Source organism: Streptomyces sp. NBC_01283, from assembly GCF_041435335.1.
GTDB lineage: Bacteria > Actinomycetota > Actinomycetes > Streptomycetales > Streptomycetaceae > Streptomyces.
Genome location: NZ_CP108430.1, coordinates 3783747 through 3802049, shown reverse-complemented (window position 1 = coordinate 3802049; position 18303 = coordinate 3783747). Strand labels below are relative to the sequence as shown.

The 18303-nt window shown below is 70.4% G+C and carries 16 protein-coding genes; 14 read left to right on the top strand and 2 right to left on the bottom strand.

Annotated features, from left to right (window positions below; all coding sequences use genetic code 11):
- Positions 1 to 153 precede the first annotated feature (153 nt).
- The 4 genes from OG302_RS17165 to OG302_RS17150 all read left to right on the top strand — a co-directional run bounded on the left by OG302_RS17165 (position 154) and on the right by OG302_RS17150 (position 5017).
- Positions 154 to 1497, top strand: coding sequence for a DUF6716 putative glycosyltransferase (locus OG302_RS17165; protein ID WP_371527604.1), 1344 nt, complete (start codon positions 154 to 156; stop codon positions 1495 to 1497).
- Positions 1498 to 1568: 71 nt separating this feature from the next.
- Entirely contained in the window at positions 1569 to 2864 is a 1296-nt protein-coding gene (locus OG302_RS17160) for a cytidylyltransferase domain-containing protein (RefSeq protein WP_371527603.1), read from the top strand.
- 14 nt (positions 2865 to 2878) lie between these two features.
- Entirely contained in the window at positions 2879 to 3811 is a 933-nt protein-coding gene (locus OG302_RS17155; protein WP_371527602.1) for an N-acetylneuraminate synthase family protein, read from the top strand.
- Positions 3812 to 3880: 69 nt separating this feature from the next.
- Positions 3881 to 5017 (top strand): hypothetical protein, encoded by a 1137-nt coding sequence (locus OG302_RS17150; protein WP_371527601.1) that lies wholly within the window; start codon positions 3881 to 3883, stop codon positions 5015 to 5017.
- 28 nt (positions 5018 to 5045) lie between these two features.
- Here the strand turns inward: OG302_RS17150 and OG302_RS17145 are convergent, their stop codons facing one another.
- Positions 5046 to 6068: an NADP-dependent oxidoreductase gene (locus OG302_RS17145; RefSeq protein WP_371527600.1), complete on the bottom strand. Its 1023-nt coding sequence runs from the start codon at positions 6066 to 6068 to the stop codon at positions 5046 to 5048.
- Positions 6069 to 6247: 179 nt separating this feature from the next.
- Between OG302_RS17145 and OG302_RS17140 the strand changes: the two genes are divergently transcribed.
- The 10 genes from OG302_RS17140 to OG302_RS17095 all read left to right on the top strand — a co-directional run bounded on the left by OG302_RS17140 (position 6248) and on the right by OG302_RS17095 (position 17378).
- Positions 6248 to 6805: a TetR/AcrR family transcriptional regulator gene (locus OG302_RS17140; protein ID WP_371527599.1), complete on the top strand. Its 558-nt coding sequence runs from the start codon at positions 6248 to 6250 to the stop codon at positions 6803 to 6805.
- Between the two features lie 319 nt (positions 6806 to 7124).
- On the top strand, positions 7125 to 8387 hold the full coding sequence (locus OG302_RS17135; RefSeq protein ID WP_371527598.1) for a M20 family metallopeptidase: 1263 nt from the start codon (positions 7125 to 7127) through the stop codon (positions 8385 to 8387).
- A 175-nt stretch (positions 8388 to 8562) separates the two neighbouring features.
- Entirely contained in the window at positions 8563 to 9678 is a 1116-nt protein-coding gene (locus OG302_RS17130) for a BMP family protein (RefSeq protein ID WP_371527597.1), read from the top strand.
- Positions 9679 to 9889: 211 nt separating this feature from the next.
- Positions 9890 to 10945, top strand: a complete 1056-nt coding sequence (locus OG302_RS17125; RefSeq protein ID WP_371527596.1) for a BMP family protein — start codon at positions 9890 to 9892, stop codon at positions 10943 to 10945.
- Positions 10946 to 11109: 164 nt separating this feature from the next.
- Entirely contained in the window at positions 11110 to 12720 is a 1611-nt protein-coding gene (locus tag OG302_RS17120; protein WP_371750145.1) for an ABC transporter ATP-binding protein, read from the top strand.
- On the top strand, positions 12717 to 13856 hold the full coding sequence (locus tag OG302_RS17115; RefSeq protein WP_371527595.1) for an ABC transporter permease: 1140 nt from the start codon (positions 12717 to 12719) through the stop codon (positions 13854 to 13856). The genes OG302_RS17120 and OG302_RS17115 overlap by 4 nt, the downstream gene beginning before the upstream one ends.
- Positions 13853 to 15112, top strand: a complete 1260-nt coding sequence (locus tag OG302_RS17110; protein WP_371527594.1) for an ABC transporter permease — start codon at positions 13853 to 13855, stop codon at positions 15110 to 15112. Before OG302_RS17115 ends, OG302_RS17110 begins: the two co-directional genes overlap by 4 nt.
- Positions 15109 to 15498 carry a cytidine deaminase gene (locus OG302_RS17105; RefSeq protein ID WP_361837647.1) on the top strand — a complete coding sequence of 130 codons (390 nt, stop codon included), beginning with the start codon at positions 15109 to 15111 and terminating at the stop codon, positions 15496 to 15498. The genes OG302_RS17110 and OG302_RS17105 overlap by 4 nt, the downstream gene beginning before the upstream one ends.
- A gap of 109 nt (positions 15499 to 15607) precedes the next feature.
- A complete protein-coding gene (locus OG302_RS17100) occupies positions 15608 to 16885 on the top strand; it encodes a thymidine phosphorylase (RefSeq protein ID WP_371527593.1) in 1278 nt (425 codons plus the stop codon).
- 16 nt (positions 16886 to 16901) lie between these two features.
- Positions 16902 to 17378 carry an STAS domain-containing protein gene (locus tag OG302_RS17095; protein WP_371527592.1) on the top strand — a complete coding sequence of 159 codons (477 nt, stop codon included), beginning with the start codon at positions 16902 to 16904 and terminating at the stop codon, positions 17376 to 17378.
- On the opposite strand, the gene OG302_RS17090 is transcribed toward OG302_RS17095, so the two are convergent.
- Entirely contained in the window at positions 17265 to 18272 is a 1008-nt protein-coding gene (locus OG302_RS17090) for a sigma-70 family RNA polymerase sigma factor (protein ID WP_371527591.1), read from the bottom strand. The two genes, OG302_RS17095 and OG302_RS17090, sit on opposite strands and share 114 nt — an antisense overlap.
- Between the last annotated feature and the right edge of the window lie 31 nt (positions 18273 to 18303).

Sequence of the window (18303 nt, the reverse complement as noted above, 5' to 3'; positions counted from 1 at the left end):
TGAGATGCCAGGTGAACGAAGCGTGGCGGAATGGTTAACCCGCCTGCCCACCGGCGGATTCCCGGGCTGATTCGCCATTCGTCGGCATGCTGTTAACCGTTTGTTGCACCTGAGTTGGGCCGCCAATCGGAATGCCTTCCTAGCGTCTTGGCTGTGCCAGTAAGCAACAGCGGGACGACACGGATCACCGTGCTCGCCGACTCCGACACCCGGTGGAAATGGGGTGCGCTCACCGCGAGCCGCCTCGCCGGTGAGGGAGCGGATTCGGGTGAGGGAGCGGACACGCACCTCGACGGACGCCTCCTCCGGGGCCGGGCCACGCCCACCGTCCGTCAGCTCGAAGAGGTCGGAGTGCGCGCGGACTCGCTCCGCGAGGTCACCGCCGTCGAATTCCTGCGCGAGGTGGAGCGCGATGCGCCCGACGTGATCGTGCTCGCCCTCGTGGGCGGCGCGGTCCAGGCGGTGCTGCACGGACTCGCCCGCATAGCGGAGGGCGCCGCGGGCACGAAGCGGCCCGTCGTCGTCACCGGCTATGTCGGCGTCGTCTACGAGAAGCTCGCCGACGGCCTGCTGCTGAGGCACGGCGCGGACGTCGTCCTCGCCAACTCCCGGCAGGACGCGGAACGCTTCCGCGCCGTGTACGAGGGGGTCGGCGCCGACGCGTCGGGCGTCGTGGAGAGCGCGCTGCCGTTCCTCGGCGGCGCCGCCTACCTCGGAAAGGACCAGAAGCACGACCCGTACACGGTCGTCTTCGCCGCGCAGCCCTCCGTGCCGGACAGCCGCGCACACCGGACGTACCTGCTGCGCCGCATGGTCCAGCACGCCCGGATGCACCCGGACCGCGAGGTCCTGCTCAAGCTGCGCAGCAAGCCCGGCGAACACACCACGCACATCGAGGAACTGCCCTACCAGAAGCTCGCCAAGGGCGAGGACCTGCCGCCCAACTGCCGCCTCGTGTACGGGAACATGGGCGAGGTCCTGGACCGCACCGACCTGCTCGTCACGATCAGCTCCACCGCCGCGCTCGAATCCCTGCACCGCCGCATCCCCACCGTGGTCCTCACCGACCTCGGAGTGCGCGAGGCGCTCGGCAACCACCACTTCATCGGCTCCGGATGCCTGGCGTCCTGGGACGAGATCGACGCCGGGCACAGCCCCGAGGCCGCTCCGGAGTGGGTCGCACGGCAGGGCGTGGCACCCGACGGGACGTACGCCAAGGCGTTCGACGCGGCACGACAGCGCGTCGCGGACCTGCTCGCACAGCCCCAACTGCCGCCCATCGCCCCGTACTACAGCCTCACCACGGCCCCCGGATACCTCCCCGGCATCCTGGCCCGCCACCACCTCGGCCCGGACGGAGCCCCGCTCCCCGGCGCCCCCGCGGCGGACCGCGAGCCGGGCCCCGTGCGCCAGGCCGTCCGCAGCGCGGCCCGCGGCGCCTACCGGCACGGGGTGCAGCGCGTGGCCCCCGTCATCCGGCGGATGGGCGAGCTGTGATCCCCCCGCAAGGGCCCTCGCAAGGCCCCCGACCTGCTCAAGGCCCTCTTCCTGGCCCTCAAGGAGCCCCCATGTCCCACCCCCAGCCAGCGGGTACCCCGGTACAGCCGGTGCGCCGCGTCCTGGCCGTCATCCCGGCCCGCGGCGGCTCCAAGGGCGTGCCCGCCAAGAACCTGGCCCCGGTCGGCGGTGTGCCCCTGGTGGCGCGCGCCATCCGCGAGTGCCTGGCGTCGCGGCTCGTCACGGACGTCGTCGTCTCCACGGACGACCACGTGATCGCCGAGGCCGCCCGCTCGGCCGGCGCCGAGGTGGTCCTGCGGCCCGCGGCGATCGCGGGGGACACCGCGACCAGTGAGGCGGCGGTGCTGCACGCGATGGACGCCCACGAGGCGCTGCACGGCACCTCCGTGGACGTCGTCCTGCTCGTGCAGTGCACCAGCCCCTTCATCGTCCGCGAGGACATCGACGGCGTGGTCGGCTCGATCGTGGACGGCGGCGCGGACACGGCGCTGACCGTCGCGCCCTTCCACGGCTTCGTGTGGCGGGACGCCGACGACGAGCCCGCGGCCCTCGACGCCCGCCGCACCGGCGAGGTCGGCGGCACCACGAAGGTCGCCAGCGCGACCGCCACCGACGGCGGTTACGGCGTCAACCACGACAAGTCCTTCCGCCCGCGCCGCCAGGACCGCCCCCAGGACCTCCTGGAGACCGGCGCGGTCTATGCCATGGACGTGGCCGGCTTCCGCGAGCACAAGCACCGCTTCTTCGGCCGCACGGAGCTGGTCCGCACGGACCCCGCGCGCGTCCTGGAGATCGACGACCCGCACGACCTCGCCCGCGCCAGGGCGCTCGCGCCGCTCTTCGACTCCGGCCGGGCCGACGCCCTTCCGACCCGCGACGACATCGACGCGGTCGTACTCGACTTCGACGGCACCCAGACCGACGACAGGGTGCTGATCGACTCCGACGGACGGGAGTTCGTCTCCGTGCACCGCGGGGACGGCCTCGGCATCGCCGCCCTGCGTGACTCGGGCATCCCGCTGCTGATCCTGTCCACGGAACAGAACCCGGTCGTCGCCGCCCGGGCCAGGAAGCTCAAGATCCCGGTCCTGCACGGCATCGACCGCAAGGACCTCGCACTCAAGCAGTGGTGCGAGGAGCAGGGCATCGCTCCCGAGCGCGTGCTCTACGTCGGCAACGACGTCAATGACCTCCCGTGCTTCGGCCTCGTCGGCTGGCCCGTGGCGGTCGCGAGCGCCCACGACGTCGTACGCGGCGCCGCACGCGCGGTCACCGCTCTCCCCGGCGGTGACGGCGCGATCCGAGAGATCGCCGCATGGATCCTCGGCCCCTCCCTCAACAAGTAAGGAAAGTTCCTGTCATGAGCTCCAACTCCCGTCTGCGCACCTTCGGTTCGAAGACCGCCGGCCCCGGCCACCCCGTCTACATCACCGGTGAGATCGGCATCAACCACAACGGCGAGCTCGACAACGCCCTCGCCCTGATCGACGTGGCCGCCGACGCCGGCTGTGACGCGGTCAAGTTCCAGAAGCGCACCCCGGAGATCTGCACCCCGCGCGACCAGTGGGACATCGAGCGCGACACCCCCTGGGGCCGGATGACGTACATCGACTACCGCCACCGCGTGGAGTTCGGCGAGGCCGAGTACCAGGCCATCGGCGAGCACTGCAAGAAGCGCGGCATCGACTGGTTCGCCTCCCCGTGGGACACCGAGGCCGTCGCCTTCCTGGAGAAGTTCGACGTCCCGGCCCACAAGGTCGCCTCCGCGTCGCTGACGGACGACGAGCTGCTCCGCGCCCTGCGCGCCACGGGCCGCACGGTCATCCTCTCGACCGGCATGTCGACCCCGAAGCAGATCCGTCACGCGGTCGAGGTCCTCGGCTCGGACAACATCCTGATGTGCCACGCCACGTCGACGTACCCGGCGCAGGCCGAGGAGCTCAACCTCCGCGTCATCAACACCCTCCAGGGCGAGTACCCGAACGTCCCGATCGGCTACTCCGGCCACGAGACGGGCCTGCAGACCACGCTCGCCGCGGTCGCCCTCGGCGCCACCTTCGTGGAGCGCCACATCACCCTCGACCGCGCCATGTGGGGCTCGGACCAGGCCGCGTCGGTCGAGCCGCAGGGCCTGACCCGCCTCGTCCGCGACATCCGCACCATCGAGGCCTCCCTCGGTGACGGCGTCAAGAAGGTCTACGAGTCGGAGCTCGGCCCGATGAAGAAGCTCCGCCGTGTCGCGGGCGTCGTCGCCGAGGCCGACGCGGCCGAGCGCGAGCCGGTCGCGGTCTGAGCGCGCGGACGCTCTTGACGGGACCTCTCACCAGGTCCCCTTACCAGGACAGGACACGGTCATACGACGATGAGTCCCCGACCCGGGCCGAAGGCCCCCACCACCGCGGCGCCCACCACCCTGGCGTTCGTGGAGAGCCCTGTGCAGCTGCTCAACGTCCTTGAGTGGGCGCATTCGGCAGGGGCGACCGGCCCGGCCGGGGGACTCACCGTCGTCGTCCTCTCCCCGAACGACCCCATGACCCGCGGCCAGCTGCGCCGGATGGCCCAGCTGGCCCGTGACGAGGGCCTGAACGTCCGCTGGGAGGAGGCGCGCGGCGGAGCCGCGGCTCCCTTCCAGACCATCGGCGGCCTGACGGGCGCGCTGCGCGGGGCGGACCGGATCGTGATCGGCGACCCGTTCTCGCGCTACGTACAGCTGCTCCTGACGATCACGCGGGCCCGCTCCCTCGTGGTCGTGGACGACGGCACGGCCACGATGGAGTTCGTGGCCCAACTGGCCGCCGGTGAGCGCCTGGTGCGCTGGCACCGCCGCGGTGGCCGTCCCGGCGCCCGCGACATCGCCTTCGCCCCGATCTCGGCCTCCGCCCGGCGCCGCCTGACGCCCGGCGGCAGGCGCACGGTGGAGGTCTTCTCCTCCATGCCGATCGAATCGGCCCCGGACGGGGTGCGTGTGACGGTCAACAGCTTCGCCTGGACCCGCGACCGCTTCGGCCCGCCGCGCGTCTCCAAGGGCGCCGACCTGGTCGGCACCTCCCTGGTGGAGACGGGCGTGGTGGACCTGGACCGCTACGTGGAAGCGGTCCGCGCCCTCTCCCGGGCGCACGGCGCGACGCGCTACTTCGCACACCGCCGCGAGAGCTCCGACAAACTCCACCGTCTCGCGGTCGAGACGGGCCTGCAGGTGGTCCGCCCGGACCTGCCGCTGGAACTGATCGCACGGCGCGGCCCGATCGGCCGGACGATCCTCAGCTTCCCGTCGACGGTGGTCCACACCCTTCCGCTCGCCCTCGCGGGCACGGAGGTCCGCGTGGCGGTCTGCGACATCGACCCGGCCTGGCTGACGGAGAACGCCTCACCGCGGGCCCAGGGCTTCCTGTCGGGCGTCACGGGCACGGCCCGCGACGTACACCGCCTGGCCTCGGTGGCGGCGGGCGCGGCCGGCGCACCGGGAGTGGCGGGGGCGGCGGCCGGCGCCACGGCGTGACGCTCGCTCTACGGAGCTTGCTGGGCCTCTACGGGACCGTGAGCACGATCTTGCCCCGGATGTGACCTCGGGCTGCGCGTTCGTGCGCGGCCCGGGCGTCCGCGAGCGCGAACGTGCTGTCGATCGCGACCCGGACCGTGCCCGCGTCGAGCAGGCGGCCCAGTTCGGCGAGCTGCGCGCCGTTCGAGCGGACCTGGGTGCCCGTGACCGTGACGCCCAGCTTCGCGGTCTCTTCATCGTCGAACGCACCGAAGAACACGGGGAAGTGGGAGCCGCCGCGCTTGAGCGTGCGCAGGAAGCGCCTGCTGTCGGGGCCGCCGACTGCGTCGAGGACGACGTCGACGTCGTGCACGAGTTCCTCGGGGCGCCCCTTCGTGTAGTCGATGAACTCGTCGGCGCCGAGCTCGCGCAGGAACGCTTCATGACCGCCCGACGCCACCGCGATGACGCGGGCGCCCTGCCACTTCGCGAGCTGGACCGCGAAGTGCCCCACGCCGCCCGCGGCGCCGTTGACGAGCACCGTCGTGTCGGCTCCGAGCGGCACCGGACGATGCCGGGCCGCCTGGAAGGGCGACGGGTGATCGTGCCCGAGCTCGATCAGGAACTGCCATGCGGTGAGCCCGGCCATGGGCGCTCCGGCGGCGTGCACGTGATCGATGCCGACCGGTTTGAGTGCGAGGTCCGAGGCGGGCGCGGCCACGTACTCGGCGTAGGCGTGGCCCTCGAAGCTGGGGAAACGCAGCAGACCGAAGACCTCGTCGCCGACGGAGAAGCCGTCCACATCCGCGGCGACCGCCTCGACGACGCCGGAGAGATCCGTCCCGGGGATCACGGGCAGCTCGAACCTCGGCCTCGTCTCCGGAGGCAGGTTGGACATCCCGTCCCGCAGGTACCAGTCGGGGGGATTGATGCCGGCCGCGTGGACGCGGACGAGCACCTCGCCCGGCCCCGGCTCGGGCATCGGCACCTCGTCGTAGCGCAGTACCTCGGGCCCGCCGTGCTCCAGGAGCCGGACCGCCCTCATCGTCGGCTGTGTCGGCTGTGTCGGCATCGTTTTCTCCTGCTCGCGTTGCGGGATACGCTGATTCGGATCAGCGGTCCACATAAGTGAACCACTGATCCGAATATATGGACCACCGATCCGGATCGTCAAGCGCAAGCATCGAGCCGGACAGCCGAGCCGGACAGTCATGCCGGGGCAGCCATGCCGGGACAGCCAAGAGGGAAGACATGCGGGCCGACGCCCAGAAGAACCGCGACCACCTGCTCGCCGTAGCGGGCACCGCCATCGCCGAGCAGGGCGTGGAGGTGTCCCTGCGCGACATCGCGCGCAGGGCCGACGTCGGGCTCGCGACGCTGCTGCGCCACTTCCCGACGCGCGAGGCGCTGCTCGACGCCCTGCTCCGCACGAGCTTCGACGAGCTGACGGCCAGGGCGGGCGAGCTGGAGACGTCGAGCGCACCCGACGAAGCCCTGGTCTCCTGGCTGCGCGACTGCGTCGTGTGGACCACCGAGTACCGGGGTGTGACCGTCCTGATGGCGGCCGCCATCGAGGACCCCGATTCCGCGCTCCACGCTTCGTGCGTCACCCTGCGCTCGGCCGGCGCGCGCCTCCTCGCCCGCGCCCAGGCCGCGGGCACGGCGCGCGGCGACATCGACGGCTCCGATGTGTTCGCGCTGGTGGCCATGCTGGCCTGGCTCGGCGATCAGCCCTCGCTCGCCCCGCGCGCCGAGCGCCTCTTCGGGGTGGTCGCGAGCGCGCTCCTGACGAGCGCGGGGGGCAGCTGAAACGCCCGGTACCACCGCGGGCGCGCCGCCCCGCACGGGCCGCCTCGGGAGGCGCGGGAGGTCGCATGCCGGATGTCCGCGACGGTAGATTTGCAATAGGCCGGATCCCGACCCATTGGCCTCCGGGGAGCCTCGATGACCTCGTCCGCAGCCCCTGTGGCCTCGTCTGCCTCCCTGATGGGGCGCGAGAGAATACCCAGCGCGACCAGCACTCATGCGCCACGCGGCCACTTTTTCTTACCCTATCGGGCTGAACTTTTGTTGATCGTGGGTCAGTTGGCCCACGCGCCGCCCTACTCTTCAGAGGGTGAACCAACTGATGTCACGAGATTCCGAGCGAGGGTCCGGGGCTGATCTGCCCGGGGAAACAGCGGGGGACGCCCCCGGGGAAGCAGCACTCCCCGGTGCGCTCCCGGATGCCTTGCGCGCCGAACTCATCGCCTTCCGCCGCGACTTGCACATGCACCCCGAGCTCGGAAACCAGGAGTTCCGCACCACCGCGGCGCTCAAGGCCCGGCTGGAGCGCGCGGGTCTCGAACCCCGCGTACTCGACATCGGCACGGGACTCGTCTGTGACATCGGCGCCGAGGAGTGGGACGGCGTGCGCCCCATGCTCGCGCTGCGTGCCGACATCGACGCGCTGCCCATCCCGGACACCAAGCTGGGCGTTCCGTACCGCTCCACCGTGCCCGACCGCGCCCACGCCTGCGGGCACGACGTGCACACCACCGTGGTGCTCGGCGCCGGGCTCGTCCTCGCCGAGCTCGCGAAGCAGGGGCAACTGCCCTGCCCCGTACGGCTGATCTTCCAGCCCGCCGAGGAGGTCCTGCCCGGCGGCGCGCCCGACGCCATCGAGTCGGGTGTGCTCGACGGGGTGGGCCGCATCATCGGCGTGCACTGCGACCCCCGTGTCGACGCCGGGAAGATCGGGCTGCGGCACGGCGCGATCACCTCCGCCTGCGACCGGCTCGAGGTGTCACTGGACGGCGCGGGCGGTCACACCGCGCGCCCCCACCTGACCACCGACCTCGTGACCGCCGCCGCCAAGGTCGTCACCGAGGTGCCCGCCCTGGTCGCCCGCCGCATCGACGCCCGCTCGGGGCTCGCGGTGACCTGGGGCCGCATCGAGTCCGGCCACGCCTGCAACGTCATCCCGCAGCACGCCGAACTCTCCGGCACCGTCCGCTGCCTGGACCTCACCGCCTGGCGGAAGGCGCCCGACCTGGTGCACGGCGCCATCCAGGAGATCGCCGACCTGTACCGCGCCAAGTCCGAGGTGAACTACATCCGCGGGGTGCCGCCCGTGGTGAACGACCCCGAGGTGACCGAGCTGTTGCGCGAATCCATGGAGCTGCGGCGCGGGCCGCAGGCCGTCGAGGACACCGAACAGAGCCTGGGCGGCGAGGACTTCTCCTGGTACCTGGAGCACGTGCCGGGCGCCATGGCCCGCCTCGGCGTCCGTACGCCCGGCGAGCGCACCGTCCGCGATCTGCACCAGGGCGACTTCGACGCCGACGAGTCGGCGATCACGGCGGGTGTCGAGCTCTTCACCGCCGCGGCACTGCTCGACGGCGCCCGGTAGGTAACCACCGCTATCGGCCGGTTACGGCACACCCGTTCACCCGGACGTAACCGGCCCTCGGCACGAATAGGTAACGGCCGCGCGAAACCCCGTTCCCCTCCCTTTCTACGCGCGTTACTGTGCGCCGAAATCAGTGCCGTCAACGGTGCTTTGGGGAACGTGAGGGGTGCGTCCTATGCGTCTTCGTGGTGGATCTCGTGGAATCCACGGATCTCGTGGATCGAGGCTTTCCCAAGTGGCCGTGGTGGTGGCGTCCCTCGCCCTCGCGGCCTCGGCGTGCGGCAAGACCAGCAACGAGGCTTCGCAGGACGACGACAAGGACGACAAGTCCTCGGGGTCCTCGGAGTACAAGGGCAAGGGCATAGGCCTGGCGTACGACATCGGCGGCAAGGGCGACCAGTCCTTCAACGACGCCGCGTACTCCGGCTACTCCAAGGCCCGCAAGGACTTCAAGGTCGGCGGCGTCGACATGGAGCCGGGCGACGGCGAGTCCAGCGCCGACAAGGTGCAGCGTCTGGAGCAGCTGGCGCGGCAGGGCTACAACCCGGTGATCGGCGTCGGCTTCGTCTACGCGCCCGCCGTGAAGGAAGCCGCCGAGAAGTTCCCGAAGACCACCTTCGGCATCATCGACGACAACACGGTGAAGGCGGACAACGTCGCCGACCTCGTCTTCCACGAGGAGCAGGGCTCGTACCTGGCCGGTGTCGCCGCGGCCAAGGCCACCAAGGCCGACCACGTCGGATTCATCGGCGGCGTCGACATCAACCTCATCCACAAGTTTGAGGCCGGCTTCGTACAGGGCGTGAAGTCCGTCGACCCGAAGATCAAGATCGAGAAGCGGTATCTGACCGAGAAGCCCGAGGAGGGCGGCTTCTCCAGCCCCGACAAGGGACAGAACGCGGCCAGTGGCCAGATCGAGTCGGGCGCCGACGTGATCTACCACGCGGCGGGGCTCTCCGGTCAGGGCGTGATCCAGGAGGCGGGCTCGCAGAAGGTGTGGGCGATCGGCGTCGACTCCGACCAGTACAAGCAGAAGGCCCTGGCCAAGTACAAGGACTACATCCTCGGCTCGGCCCTCAAGGACGTCGGCGGCGCCGTCTACGACCTCACCAAGTCGGTCGTCGAGGGCAAGCCGATGACGGGCGAGCAGCGCTACGACCTGAAGTCGGGACGCGTCGGGTTCTCCGACACGAATCCGAAGTACACGGCGATGAAGGACGTGGTCGCCGCCGTGGAGAAGGCCAAGAAGGACATCATCGACGGCAAGGTCACGGTCAAGACCGTTCCGTAGCCGTACCTGTGATGCCCGTGGGGCGCCCCGCTGTGTGCGGGGCGCCCCACACTGCGTACACGCTCCCGCAACCCCGCGGCCACAGCTCGATAACGGACGGGACAGAAGGGTTCTTATGTCAGGTCTACGCGCGTTACGCTGCGGCGAAATCAGCGCCAGGTGAGGCGCTCGTACGTGCTTGTGCTTGCTTGTACATAAGGAGTTCCTCTCTATGCGCCGGGTTTCCCGAATCGCCGCAGCGGGCATCGCGACCGCCGCACTCGCCGTATCCGCCACCGCTTGCGGCGGCACGTCCAGCGACGCCGCAGGCTCCAAGAGCGACGGCAAGGGCAAGGGCGTCGCCATCGCGTACGACGTCGGCGGCAAGGGCGACCAGTCCTTCAACGACGCCGCGACCGCCGGCATGGACAAGGCCGCCAAGGACCTGAAGATCGGCAAGAAGGCCGTCGAGCCGACGGACGGCGAGTCCGACGCCGACAAGGCCCAGCGTCTCACCGAGCTCGCCAAGCAGGGCTACAACCCGGTGATCGGCATCGGCTACGCCTACGCGCCCGCCGTGAAGGAGGTCGCCGCGAAGTTCCCGAAGGTCACCTTCGGCATCGTCGACGACGCCACCATCAAGGCGGACAACGTCTCGGACCTGGTCTTCAACGAGGAGCAGTCCTCGTACCTGGCGGGCGTCGCCGCGGCCAAGGCCACCAAGAAGAAGAGCGTCGGCTTCATCGGCGGTGTGGACAACCCGCTGATCCGCAAGTTCGAGGCCGGCTTCGTCCAGGGCGTCCAGGCCACCGACAAGTCGGTCAAGATCAAGCGCCAGTTCCTCACCGAGAAGGCCGAGGACGGCGGCTTCTCCAGCCCGGACAAGGGCAAGGAGGGCGCCAGCGGCCAGATCGAGGGCGGTGCCGACGTGGTCTACCACGCCGCGGGTCTCTCGGGTCAGGGCGTCATCGAGGCGGCGGCCGCCAAGAAGGTCTGGGCGATCGGTGTCGACTCCGACCAGTACAAGCAGAAGGCCCTCGCCAAGTACAAGAAGTACATCCTGACCTCGGCGACCAAGGACGTCGCCGGAGCGGTGTACAACCTGACGAAGTCGGTCCAGGATGACAACGCCAAGGGCGGCGTGGTCCGTGCGGACCTGGCGTCCGGTGGCGTCGCGCTCGCCGACTCGAACCCCGAGTTCAAGAGCATGAAGGACCTGCAGGCCGCCCTGAAGAAGGCCGAGCAGGACATCACCAGCGGCAAGATCAAGGTCAAGACCACGCTGTAGCCACGACTGCGCTGCAACAGCGAAGTCACGGCCGCGAAACGGGGTGTGGGGGACGATGTTCCCCCGCGCCCCGTTCGCGCGGCCGACTGCTCAACTCCCGTCGAACCAGGGGCGCTACGCGCGTAGGTGGCCCCTTTCCTGAGGATTCCCGAGGAGAGTGCGCCATCGACGCGTCCACCAGCCCAGACAGGGGCAAGACCACGGCCCAGGCCGTTGCCGTCGAACTCGACGGCATCACCAAGCGCTTCCCGGGCGTCGTGGCCAACCACGACATCCGCCTGACCGTCCGCAAGGGCACCGTGCACGCCCTCGTCGGTGAGAACGGCGCGGGCAAGTCGACCCTGATGAAGATCCTCTACGGCATGCAGAAGCCGGACGAGGGCACCATCACGGTCGACGGCGAGCAGGTCAGCTTCTCCAGCCCCGCCGACGCCATCGTGCGCGGCATCGGCATGGTGCACCAGCACTTCATGCTCGCCGACCAGCTCACGGTCCTGGAGAACATCGTTCTCGGCAGCGAGAAGCTGCACGGCATCGGCGCCGCGGCCCGCCGCCAGATCGCGGAGATATCCGAGCGCTACGGCCTCGGGGTGCGCCCCGACGCGATGGTCGAGGACCTCGGCGTCGCCGACCGGCAGCGCGTGGAGATCCTCAAGGTCCTCTACCGCGGCGCCACCACGCTGATCCTGGACGAGCCGACCGCGGTCCTCGTGCCGCAGGAGGTCGACGCGCTCTTCGACAACCTGCGCGAGCTGAAGTCCGAGGGCCTGTCCGTCATCTTCATCTCCCACAAGCTGGGCGAAGTCCTCTCCGTGGCCGACGACATCACCGTCATCCGGCGCGGCACGACGGTCGGCACGGCCGTCCCGTCCGAGACGACCCCGCGCCAGCTCGCCGAGCTGATGGTCGGCAGCGAGCTGCCGACGCCGGAGACCGCCGAGTCGACGGTCACCGACCGGCCGATGATCGAGGTCGAGGCGCTCAAGCTGCTCGCCGACGGCGAGTCGGGCCGCGCCCTCCTCGACGACATCTCCTTCACCATCCACGAGGGCGAAGTGCTCGGCCTCGCGGGCGTCGAGGGCAACGGCCAGACCGAGCTGATCGACGCACTGATCGGCCTCAAGCACGCCGACTCCGGCGTCATCCGTATGGCGGGCCAGGACATCACCGCCATGGCCACGCGCCACCGCCGCGAGCAGGGCGTCGGCTACATCCCCGAGGACCGCCACCGCCACGGCCTCCTCCTGGAGTCGCCGCTCTGGGAGAACCGCATCCTCGGGCACGTCACCGAGAAGCCCAACTCCCGCGGCAAGGGCGGCTTCTGGCTCGACCCCAAGGGCGCGCAGGCCGACACCCGGCGCATCGTCGAGCAGTACGACGTGCGCACCCCGGGCATCGACGTGACGGCCGCGTCCCTCTCCGGCGGCAACCAGCAGAAGCTGATCGTCGGCCGCGAGATGAGCCACAAGCCGCGCTTCCTGATCGCCGCCCACCCCACCCGCGGTGTGGACGTCGGCGCGCAGGCCCAGATCTGGGACCAGATCCGCGAGGCCCGCCGCGAGGGACTCGCCGTACTGCTGATCTCCGCCGACCTGGACGAGCTGATCGGCCTCTCCGACACCCTCCGCGTGATCTACCGCGGACGGCTCGTGGCGGACGCCGACCCGGCCACCATCACGCCGGAGGAGCTGGGTTCGGCGATGACCGGTGCCGCGTCCGGACACCTGGAACACGTCGAGTCCGGTGACGGCTCCGAGGAGGACGAGACCCGATGAAGAAGTTCGACAAGGAGCGCGTGCTCCTCGCGGTGGCCGGACCGGTCATCGCACTCATCGCGGCCGTGGCACTGACCTCGGTCGTCCTGATCGCATCGGGCAAGAACCCGTTCGAGCCGTACAGCCTGATGTTCGAGCAGGCCACCTTCTCCGACATCCAGGTCCTGATCATCAACCAGGCCGGCATGTACTACCTGGCCGCGCTCGCGGTCGCCGTCGGCTTCCGGATGAACCTCTTCAACATCGGGGTGGACGGGCAGTACCGCCTCGCCGCGATGGCCACCGCCGTCGTCGGCGCGCACGTGGCGCTCCCGGCCCCCCTCCAGATCCCGCTCCTGATCCTGGTCGCCATGCTCACCGGCGCCTTCTGGGCCGGCATCGCGGGCATCCTCAAGACCACCCGCGGGGTCAGCGAGGTCGTCGCGACGATCATGCTCAACGCCATCGCGACGAGCGTCATCGGCTACATGACCCTCACCGAGAACTTCGGTGTCCCGGTCGGCAACAACCAGACCACCGGCGAGATGTCCAAGTCCGGCTGGTTCCCCGGCATCAGCATGGGCGAGTCCGGCGAGATCTACGGCTTCGTGATCATCGCCGCGCTCGCGGGCGTCCTGTACTGGCTGATCCTCAACCGCACCCGCTTCGGCTTCGACCTGCGCGCCACCGGTGCCTCCGAGTCGGCCGCCGCGGCCTCCGGCGTCAACGCCAAGCGCATGGTGCTCAGCGCGATGCTGATCTCCGGCGCTGTCGCGGGCCTCGCGGGCATGCCGATCCTGCTCGGCGACGTCCACACCTACAGCCTCAGCTTCCCCACCGGCCTCGGCTTCACCGGCATCACCATCGCCCTGCTCGGCCGCAACAACCCGGTCGGCATCGCCTTCGCCGCGCTGCTCATCGCCTTCCTCGACAAGGCGTCACCTGCCCTCGACTACGCGACCCCGGTCGCGTACGACAAGGAGATCGCGGTGATCATGCAGGGCCTCATCGTGATCGCGGTCGTCGTCTCCTACGAGGCCGTACGCCGCTGGGGGCTCCGCCGCCAGCAGCAGCGCGTCGGCGAGGAACTGGCCGCCGCGGCCCGTGCCAACGGCAACGGCAACAACGACACCGTGAAGGAGGTGGCTGCCCGATGAGCTCGGCAACCGTAGCCAAGCCCCCGGCCAAGCAGCCCGCGCCGGGCCGCCGCCGCATCTCGCTCCCCGTCCTCCTGCTGATCATCGCGGGCGTCCTCGCCCTGACGTCCGTGGTCCGGCTGATCACCGGCGCGGACGGCATCACCTCCACCGGGCAGATGTCCACCGCGCTGCGGCTCGCCGTGCCGATCGGCCTCGCGGGCCTCGGCGGCCTGTGGGCCGAGCGCGCGGGCGTGGTCAACATCGGCCTTGAGGGCATGCTCATCCTCGGCACCTGGTTCGGCGCGTTCGCCGGTTACCAGTGGGGCCCGTGGGTCGGCATCCTCTTCGGCATACTCGGCGGCGCGCTCGGCGGTCTGCTGCACGCGATCGTCACGGTCACCTTCAACGTCAACCACATCGTCTCCGGTGTGGCCCTCAACATCCTCGCCCTGGGCGCCACCCGCTACCTCTCCACCTTCGCCTTCGAGGGCAAGGAGGGCGGCACGTCCAAGCAGTCGCCGCCGGTGGACTCGCTGGGCAGCTTCTCCGTGCCGGGTCTCTCCGACTGGCTGCAGGACCTCAACGAGAAGCACTGGTTCCTCGTCTCGGACCTCGCGGGCCTGCTCGGCGGCCTGTTCACGGACCTCTCGCCGCTCACCGTCATCGCCGTCGCGATGGTGCCGCTGAGCTGGTGGGTCCTGTGGCGCACGTCGTTCGGTCTGCGGCTGCGCTCCTGCGGCGAGAACCCGGTCGCCGCCGAGTCCCTCGGCGTGAACGTCTACAAGTACAAGTACCTCGCGGTGATCATCTCCGGTGGTCTGGCGGGCCTGGGCGGCGCGTTCCTCTCCCTGGTCGCCTCCAACATCTACCTGGAGGGCCAGACCGGCGGGCGCGGCTACATCGGCCTCGCCGCCATGATCTTCGGCAACTGGATGCCCGGCGGACTCGCGCTCGGTGCCGGACTGTTCGGTTACACCGACAGCCTGAAGCTCCGGGGCGGCGGCACGAACGTGCACGCACTGCTCCTGCTGCTCGCGATCCTGCTGGTCATCGGCGCGGCCTACCTCGTATGGCGCAAGCGTTACGTGCCCGCGGCGATCACCGCGGCCGTCTCGGCGCTGATGTTCGCGTGGTACGGCTTGACCGACGAGGTGCCCAACCAGGTCGTCACCGCGACGCCGTACGTCGTCACGCTGCTCGTGCTCTCGCTCTCCGCCCAGCGCCTTCGGATGCCGAAGGCGGACGGCCAGCCCTACCGAAAGGGACGAACGTGACGGATACCGACTGGGACGCGCTGCGGGATGCTGCGCGCGAGGCCATGTCCCGTGCGTACGCGCCCTACTCAGGCTTCCCGGTCGGTGCCGCGGCCCTTGTGGACGACGGCCGCACGGTCTCCGGCTGCAACGTCGAGAACGCCTCGTACGGCCTCGGCCTGTGCGCCGAGTGCGGCCTCGTCTCGCAGCTCCAGCTCACCGGGGGCGGCCGTCTGACGCACTTCACCTGCGTCGACGCCAAGGGCGAGATCCTGATGCCGTGCGGCCGCTGCCGCCAGCTGCTCTACGAGTTCGGCGGCGCGACGCTCCTCCTGGAGACGGCCGCGGGCATCCGGACCCTGGGGGAGATGCTGCCGGACCCGTTCGGGCCGGAGCACCTCAACTGACGTACGGCCCCTGCCCGTTGCCTCAGGCCGGGTGGGGGCCGTCTTCATCTCGTGGCTCTATGCGCGTAGAGTCGCGATCACCGTTTTAGGCGCAAAGAGGGGTTATGCCATGGACGTCATCTCCGTGATTCGTACGAAGCGGGACCGCGGCGAGCTGAGCGGCGAGCAGATCGACTGGGTCATCGACGCCTATACGCGCGGCGTGGTCGCCGACGAACAGATGTCCGCCCTCGCCATGGCGATCCTGCTGAACGGCATGAACCGCGGCGAGATCGCCCGCTGGACCGCCGCGATGATCGCGAGCGGCGAGCGCATGGACTTCTCCTCCCTGTCCCGTCCCACGGCCGACAAGCACTCCACGGGCGGTGTCGGCGACAAGATCACGCTGCCGCTCGCCCCGCTGGTCGCCGCGTGCGGCGCTGCGGTGCCGCAGCTCTCGGGCCGGGGCCTCGGCCACACCGGCGGCACCCTGGACAAGCTGGAGTCGATCCCGGGCTGGAAGGCCCTCCTCTCGAACGAGGAGATGCTCTCGGTCCTGGACTCCGTCGGCTCGGTCATCTGCGCCGCGGGCGACGGCCTGGCCCCCGCGGACAAGAAGCTGTACGCCCTTCGCGACGTGACGGGCACGGTGGAGGCCATCCCCCTGATCGCCTCCTCGATCATGTCGAAGAAGATCGCCGAGGGTACGGGCTCGCTGGTCCTGGACGTGAAGGTCGGCACCGGCGCCTTCATGAAGACCCTGGAGGACGCCCGCGAGCTGGCCTCCACGATGGTCGGCCTGGGCACGGACCACGGCGTACGCACGGTGGCCCTGCTCACGGACATGTCCACGCCGCTCGGCCTGACGGCGGGCAACGCGCTCGAGGTCCGCGAGTCGGTCGAGGTCCTCGCGGGCGGCGGCCCGGCGGACGTGGTCGACCTGACCCTCGCCCTGGCGCGCGAAATGCTGGACGCTGCGGGCCTCAAGGACGTCGACCCGGCGAAGGCGCTGGCCGACGGTTCGGCGATGGATGTCTGGCGCCGGATGATCTCCGCGCAGGGCGGCGACCCGGACGCGACGCTGCCGGTGGCCCGCGAGACGCACGTCGTGACGGCACCGTCGTCCGGCGTCCTGACCCGCCTCGACGCGTACGACGTCGGCGTCGCCGCCTGGCGCCTGGGCGCGGGCCGTGCCCGCAAGGAGGACGTGGTGCAGGCGGGCGCGGGCGTGGAGCTCCACGCGAAGCCGGGCGCTCGGGTCACCGCGGGCCAGCCGCTCATGACCCTGCACACGGACACCCCGGAGCGCTTCGAGTACGCCCTGCAGGCAGTGGAGGGCTCCTTCGACATCGCCCCCGAGGGCACGGGCTTCTCGGCCACGCCGATCGTCCTGGACCGCATCGCGTAGGCACACCCCGCACAAGATGGCCTCGAACACCGGCCGGGCTGGATATATCCAGCCCGGCCGGTGTCTTTCAGCCTGTCCGGCGTTTGAGGACGCACCGATGAGTTCCGGCCCTCCGCCCAGTCCCCCCAACATGGATGCAGACCAGAACCCCGCCCTCACCCTCACCGGCACCCTCGACCGAGAAGCAACGCACCGCCTCTGCGAGGAGGCCAGAACCCTGCTGCAAGCGACCGGCGCGGAAGAAGTCCTGGTCTGCGACGTCGCGGGCGTGGGCCCGCCCGTCCTGGCGGCGATAGACGCCCTCGCCCGACTCCAGCTCACCGCCCGCCGAGCGGGAGGCCGGATCCGCCTGCGGAACCCGGCCCCGCCCCTGCGCGAGCTACTGGACCTCGTCGGGCTCCCCATTGAGGTCGAGATGCAGCGGCAGACCGAACAGCGGGAACCACCGGGGCGTGTCCAGGAAGCAGTGGAAGCCCGCGATCCGCCCCTCTGAGATCTCGATGACCTGAACCGCCCACGGCGTGAACCCACCCTTCTCCGGGTCGGGCTTGTAGTGGGCGAAGCCCGGCGTGCCGTTGACGTCGACCGGCATGAGACGGCTGTTGGCGCAGGACGCGCCGATGGTCGACATGAAGCCGGTGATGTCGTCCGTGCCCCGCAGCCACAGGTCGAACGGGGGCATCGTCATGATGGCGTCCTCGTGCAGCAGGGCGGTGAGCGCCGCCATGTCATAGCCCTCGAACGCCGCCACGTACCGCTCGAGGAGCTTCTGCTGCTCCTCGTCGAGCGGGTCGGACGTGGCGGTGTCGTCGGCCGGACCCTCGGCGAGCGTCGCCCGCGCCCGCTGCAACGCGCTGTTGACGGAGGCCACCGAGGTGTCGAGGAGCTCGGCCGCCTCGCTGGCCTTCCACGCGAGGACCTCGCGCAGGATCAGCACCGCCCGCTGCTTGGGCGGCAGTTGCTGCAGGGCGGCGACGAACGCGAGCCGCACCGACTCCTTCGCGACGGCGGCCTCGGCGGGGTCGCTGGGGGAGGGCAGCACGCGTGCGTCCGGCATCGGCTCCAGCCACACGTTGTCGGGGCGCGGGGTGAGCGCGGCCTGGGCCAGCGGCGCCGCCGCGGTCAGGTCCATGGGACGGGCCCGGCGGTTGCCCGCGTTCAGCATGTCCAGACAGACGTTCGTCGCGATGCGGTACAGCCACGACCTCAGACTGGAGCGGCCCTCGAACTTCTCGTAGCTCCGCCAGGCGCGGACCATCGTGTCCTGCACCGCGTCCTCGGCCTCGAAGGCCGAGCCCAGCATGCGATAGCAGTACCCGGTCAGCTCGACCCGGTGCTTCTCCAGCGTGACGTCCAGTTCCGACGTCGTCCCTGCGATGTCAGTCATCCCCACCCACCCCTGCGGCTGCCACGAAAGT

Bases quoted from the DNA above. Each gene is read 5' to 3' on its own strand.
- OG302_RS17160 (WP_371527603.1), top strand. From the start codon at position 1,569: ATGTCCCACCCCCAGCCAGCGGGTACCCCGGTACAGCCGGTGCGCCGC.
- OG302_RS17155 (WP_371527602.1), top strand. From the start codon at position 2,879: ATGAGCTCCAACTCCCGTCTGCGCACCTTCGGTTCGAAGACCGCCGGC.
- OG302_RS17150 (WP_371527601.1), top strand. From the start codon at position 3,881: ATGAGTCCCCGACCCGGGCCGAAGGCCCCCACCACCGCGGCGCCCACC.
- OG302_RS17145 (WP_371527600.1), bottom strand. From the start codon at position 6,068: ATGCCGACACAGCCGACACAGCCGACGATGAGGGCGGTCCGGCTCCTG.
- OG302_RS17140 (WP_371527599.1), top strand. From the start codon at position 6,248: ATGCGGGCCGACGCCCAGAAGAACCGCGACCACCTGCTCGCCGTAGCG.
- OG302_RS17135 (WP_371527598.1), top strand. From the start codon at position 7,125: ATGTCACGAGATTCCGAGCGAGGGTCCGGGGCTGATCTGCCCGGGGAA.
- OG302_RS17130 (WP_371527597.1), top strand. From the start codon at position 8,563: ATGCGTCTTCGTGGTGGATCTCGTGGAATCCACGGATCTCGTGGATCG.
- OG302_RS17125 (WP_371527596.1), top strand. From the start codon at position 9,890: ATGCGCCGGGTTTCCCGAATCGCCGCAGCGGGCATCGCGACCGCCGCA.
- OG302_RS17115 (WP_371527595.1), top strand. From the start codon at position 12,717: ATGAAGAAGTTCGACAAGGAGCGCGTGCTCCTCGCGGTGGCCGGACCG.
- OG302_RS17110 (WP_371527594.1), top strand. From the start codon at position 13,853: ATGAGCTCGGCAACCGTAGCCAAGCCCCCGGCCAAGCAGCCCGCGCCG.
- OG302_RS17100 (WP_371527593.1), top strand. From the start codon at position 15,608: ATGGACGTCATCTCCGTGATTCGTACGAAGCGGGACCGCGGCGAGCTG.
- OG302_RS17095 (WP_371527592.1), top strand. From the start codon at position 16,902: ATGGCCTCGAACACCGGCCGGGCTGGATATATCCAGCCCGGCCGGTGT.
- OG302_RS17090 (WP_371527591.1), bottom strand. From the start codon at position 18,272: ATGACTGACATCGCAGGGACGACGTCGGAACTGGACGTCACGCTGGAG.